Annotated in this window: 5 protein-coding genes; 3 read left to right on the plus strand and 2 right to left on the minus strand. The window is 69.8% G+C overall.

What is annotated here, in order from left to right:
- Positions 1-161: 161 nt before the first annotated feature.
- Together ACZ6EJ_RS27675 and ACZ6EJ_RS27680 are read right to left on the minus strand one after the other, a co-directional pair.
- On the minus strand, positions 162-713 hold the full coding sequence (locus tag ACZ6EJ_RS27675) for a hypothetical protein (RefSeq protein WP_469270934.1): 552 nt from the start codon (positions 711-713) through the stop codon (positions 162-164).
- Between the two features lie 94 nt (positions 714-807).
- Positions 808-1,047, minus strand: a complete 240-nt coding sequence (locus tag ACZ6EJ_RS27680; protein WP_469270936.1) for a hypothetical protein — start codon at positions 1,045-1,047, stop codon at positions 808-810.
- Positions 1,048-1,243: 196 nt separating this feature from the next.
- On the opposite strand from ACZ6EJ_RS27680, the gene thyX reads away from it, so the two are divergent.
- The 3 genes from thyX (at position 1,244) to ACZ6EJ_RS27695 (ending at position 4,847) form a co-directional block, all read left to right on the plus strand.
- Positions 1,244-1,981, plus strand: coding sequence for an FAD-dependent thymidylate synthase (thyX, locus tag ACZ6EJ_RS27685; protein WP_469270937.1), 738 nt, complete (start codon positions 1,244-1,246; stop codon positions 1,979-1,981).
- Positions 1,982-2,133: 152 nt separating this feature from the next.
- Complete coding sequence (dapA, locus tag ACZ6EJ_RS27690; protein WP_469270938.1) at positions 2,134-3,033, plus strand: 4-hydroxy-tetrahydrodipicolinate synthase; 900 nt, start codon at positions 2,134-2,136, stop codon at positions 3,031-3,033.
- Between the two features lie 128 nt (positions 3,034-3,161).
- Positions 3,162-4,847: a ribonuclease J gene (locus ACZ6EJ_RS27695; RefSeq protein ID WP_469270940.1), complete on the plus strand. Its 1,686-nt coding sequence runs from the start codon at positions 3,162-3,164 to the stop codon at positions 4,845-4,847.
- Positions 4,848-5,155 lie beyond the last annotated feature (308 nt).

A 5,155-nucleotide genomic window follows, 5' to 3' on the forward strand; every position in this document is an offset into this window, starting at 1 on the left:
TTCTTCGTCTCTCTCTGCCCCCCCCCCCGAGGCTGACCGAGTGGTCCTCCGCGGGGGGGGGGGGGGGGGCGTGGTGGGGGGGCCACCCCCCCCCCCCCCCCCCCCCCCCCCACCCCTTTTCACGGCAGCGGCCGGGATGCGCCCGGCCGCCCCCTGGACGGCTAGACGGGGCGGTACTCGTCCGCCCAGGCCTCCACCGCGTCCGTGGCCCGTTCGAAGGCCTCCTGGCGGCCCAGGAAGTCCGCGTTGTGGTCGGTGGCCAGCGGCGGCAGCGCCTCACCACCGCGCCGGACCACGACGAGCGCCTGGCCCTGGACCGTGCGGGGAAGGCCCATCCACTTCACGGGCTGCTGGACCGTGCGGACCGCCGACGTGCCGTCCCACGGCACCGTGGTGGTGCGCAGGAAGCCGACACGCCGTACGCCGTGGCGGCTGACCCACGCGCCGACCCGCAGCAGCCGCAGTGCCGCGGCGATCGCCGCGGCGGCCGGCACGAGACACGCGAGGGCCCCCGAAGGCCCGCCGGCCAGACCGATGATCATGGCCGCGAGCAGTACGAACGACGCCAGCAGCAGAAGGCCGGCCGCCGCCGCGACCCGCCACGGGCCGGGGCGGTAGGGCCGCCGCCAACTGTCGTGGTCGTCGAACGGCAGCGCGACGTCCTCCGCGCTCGCGTCGAATGCGCGGTCGGCCGTCAGAAAGGGCAGGGGCACGACTCATCCTCACTCACAAGCACGCTCGATTGCTGTGCCCGGTGAGGCTACCGAGAGTGCCGGAGGCCCGACCACCCCAGGGGGTCCGTACGAGTCAGCGGTCCTGGGACGCCTCGGACTGCTTGCCGTGCGAGGCGGACTGCCCGGAATCGAGCGCCGGTAGCCCCAGCAGCAGGGAGCCCACGAGACCGGCGACCACGGTCAGCCCGACGAGGGAGCGCCCGAGCAGTTCGGGGACGGTGGCACGGGCGGCGGGCGGGGGAGTGACATTACTGCGGAATCGGTCGGCCTCGGCAACGAACGAGAACGGGACGGATTCACGCCGGCGGAACATGAGGAAACTCTCCTTGATCGCAGTGACGGATGCTGCTAATGAGTCAGACGTACGACAGGCCCGATCGGTGCCCGAAATCGCCGTGTCGTTTCCACGACTCCCCGAACGGCTGCCCGCCCCCGCCTCGTGCATGTCCGGACCCCGAGGCCCGTAAAGTGGTCGCCGCCCAGCGACGCCATTGGAAGGACCCCTGTCGGTGACCGACACCCCCGAACCCGCACAGCCCCACTTCCGCAGCGACGTCACCGTCGACCTGGTCAAGAGCGCCGCGGGCGACGCGGACGTGCTCTTCGCCGCCCGCGTCTCCACGGCCGGCGAGCAGTCGCTCGCCGAGGTCACCAAGGACCCGGAGCGCTCCAAGGGGCTCATCAACTACCTCATGCGGGACCGGCACGGCAGCCCGTTCGAGCACAACTCGATGACCTTCTTCATCAGCGCCCCGATCTTCGTCTTCCGCGAGTTCATGCGGCACCGCGTGGGCTGGTCCTACAACGAGGAGTCGGGCCGCTACAGGGAGCTGGAGCCGGTCTTCTACGTCCCCGGAGCCTCCCGCAAGCTGGTCCAGCGGGGCCGCCCCGGCAAGTACGAGTTCGTCGAGGGCACCGAGGAGCAGCACGACCTCACGGTCCGCGCCATGGAGGACTCCTACCGCCAGGCGTACGCGGCCTACCAGGAGATGCTCGCCGCCGGAGTCGCCCGCGAAGTGGCCCGCGCGGTCCTGCCCGTCGGCCTCTTCTCGACCATGTACGCCACCTGCAACGCCCGCTCCCTGATGCACTTCCTCGGGCTGCGCACCCAGCACGAGCTGGCGAAGGTCCCGTCCTTCCCGCAGCGCGAGATCGAGATGGTCGGCGAGCAGATGGAGGCGCACTGGGCGCGGCTCATGCCGCTCACGCACGCGGCGTTCAACAAGAACGGACGGGTGGCCCCGTAGGCGGTGTCCGTATTGCGGGGTTTCCGGAAGTTCATCTAGGCTGAACGAACGGACCCGGCACTGCTTGAACCCCCGAGCAGGCAGTGCCGGGCTCCTCCTCCCCGTCCCCCCGAGGGGACCCCGCGCGTTGAGCAGCGAGTAGCGTGTTACCCATGGCTCCGATCTCCACTCCGCAGACCCCCTTCGGGCGGGTCCTCACCGCTATGGTCACGCCCTTCACGGCGGACGGCGCTCTCGACCTCGACGGCGCCCAGCGGCTCGCCTCCCACCTGGTGGACGCGGGCAACGACGGCCTGATCGTGAACGGCACCACCGGTGAGTCCCCGACCACCAGTGACGCGGAGAAGGACCAGCTCGTACGGGCGGTGCTCGACGCGGTCGGCGACCGGGCGCACGTCGTCGCCGGCGTCGGCACCAACGACACCCGGCACAGCGTCGAGCTGGCCCGGACGGCCGAGCGCTCCGGCGCCCACGGCCTCCTGGCCGTCACGCCGTACTACAACAAGCCGCCGCAGGAGGGCCTGCTGCGGCACTTCACGGCCGTCGCCGACTCCACCGGCCTGCCCGTGATGCTGTACGACATCCCCGGCCGCAGCGGCGTCCCCATCGACACGGAGACCCTCGTACGGCTGGCCGAGCACCCCCGGATCGTCGCCAACAAGGACGCCAAGGGGGACCTGGGCCGGGCGAGCTGGGCCATCGCCGAATCCGGGCTCGCCTGGTACTCGGGCGACGACATGCTCAACCTGCCGCTCCTCTCGGTCGGAGCCGTCGGCTTCGTCTCGGTGGTCGGCCACGTGGTCACCCCGGAGCTCAGGTCCCTCATCGAGGCGCACCTAAGCGGCGACGTCCAGAAGGCCACGGAGATCCACCAGCGGCTGCTCCCGGTCTTCACCGGCATGTTCCGCACCCAGGGCGTGATCACCACGAAGGCCGCCCTGACGCTCCAGGGCCTGCCGGCCGGGCCGCTGCGCCTGCCGATGGTGGAGCTGACGGCGCAGGAGACGGCACAGCTCAAGATCGATCTCGCCGCCGGCGGGGTAGAGCTGTAACCACGGACTTCACAACTGAACAGGCGAGGCGACTCGCCCGAGCACGACCCAAGACAACAGCAAGTGCACGAATGACATGCGCGCCACGTGCCTCAGCGGTACGTGGCGCGCGTGGTAAGGAGAGTCTTTTGAGTCATCCGCATCCCGAACTCGGCACCCCGCCCAAGCTCCCGAAGGGCGCCCTGCGGGTCACCCCTCTCGGCGGCCTCGGCGAGATCGGCCGCAACATGACGGTCTTCGAGTACGGCGGCCGCCTGCTCATCGTCGACTGCGGCGTCCTCTTCCCCGAGGAGGAGCAGCCGGGCATCGACCTGATCCTGCCGGACTTCACCACGCTCCGGGACCGCCTGGACGACATCGAGGGCATCGTGCTCACGCACGGCCACGAGGACCACATCGGCGGCGTCCCGTACCTGCTGCGCCTGAAGCCGGACATCCCGCTCATCGGTTCCAAGCTGACCCTCGCGCTGATCGAGGCGAAGCTCCAGGAGCACCGCATCCGCCCGTACACCCTCGAGGTGGTCGAGGGGCAGCGCGAGCGCATCGGCGTCTTCGACTGCGAGTTCATCGCGGTCAACCACTCGATCCCGGACGCCCTCGCGGTCGCCATCCGCACCCCTGCGGGCCTGGTCGTGGCCACCGGCGACTTCAAGATGGACCAGTTGCCGCTGGACGGCCGCCTCACCGACCTGCACGCGTTCGCGCGGCTGAGCGAGGAGGGCATCGACCTCCTCCTCTCCGACTCGACCAACGCCGAGGTCCCCGGCTTCGTGCCACCGGAGCGGGACATCTCCAACGTCCTGCGCACGGTGTTCGCGAACGCCCAGAAGCGCATCATCGTGGCGAGCTTCGCCAGCCATGTGCACCGCATCCAGCAGATCCTGGACGCCGCCCACGAGTACGGCCGCAGGGTCGCCTTCGTCGGCCGTTCGATGGTCCGCAACATGGGCATCGCCCGTGACCTGGGCTATCTGAAGGTCCCCGCCGGGCTGGTCGTCGACGTCAAGACCCTCGACGACCTGCCGGACGACGAGGTCGTGCTGGTCTGCACGGGTTCGCAGGGCGAGCCGATGGCCGCCCTCTCCCGGATGGCCAACCGGGACCACCAGATCCGCATCGTCCCCGGCGACACGGTGATCCTCGCGTCCTCCCTCATCCCGGGCAACGAGAACGCGGTGTACCGCGTGATCAACGGCCTGACCCGCTGGGGCGCCAACGTCGTCCACAAGGGCAACGCCAAGGTGCACGTCTCGGGCCACGCCTCGGCCGGCGAGCTGCTGTACTTCTACAACATCTGCAAGCCGAAGAACCTGATGCCGGTCCACGGCGAATGGCGCCACCTGCGGGCCAACGCCGAACTGGGCGCGCTGACCGGCGTCCCCAAGGACCACATCGTCATCGCCGAGGACGGCGTGGTCGTCGACCTCGTCGACGGCAGAGCCCGGATCGTCGGCAAGGTCCAGGCCGGTTACGTCTACGTCGACGGCCTCTCCGTCGGGGACGTCACCGAGACCTCCCTCAAGGACCGCCGCATCCTCGGTGACGAGGGCATCATCTCGGTCTTCCTCGTGGTCGACAGCACCTCCGGCAAGATCGTCGGAGGCCCCCACATCCAGGCGCGGGGCTCCGGCATCGACGACGCCGCGTTCGTGGCGGTCGGCCCGAAGATCCAGGAGGCCCTGGACAAGTCGGCGCAGGACGGCGTGATGGAGCCCCACCAGCTCCAGCAGCTCATTCGCCGGATCGTCGGCAAGTGGGTGTCCGACACCTACCGCCGGCGCCCGATGATCCTGCCGGTGGTCGTGGAGGTCTGACCCTCCCACCGCCGACCTGGAGCGGGGCCCTCGATTTGCATCGGGGCGCCCCGCTCCAGTACGTTTACGACTCCCCCTGAACGGGAAGCACCGCGCGCCCTCGTGTGCCGGTGCCGTCCGAACGGGGTGGGAATTCCGACGCAGAGTCTCTGATAAAGTCGGGTCCGCCGAAAGGCGAAGGCCACTCCGCAGGCCACTGGGATTGAATTCGGACCGGAAACGGGACGAAAGAGAGTCTGGTAAAGTCGGAACCGCCGGAAAGGGAGAGCGCGAAAGCGCAGGATCTGGAAAGCATCCCGCTTCGACCG

The organism is Streptomyces sp. NPDC041970 (assembly GCF_055588985.1).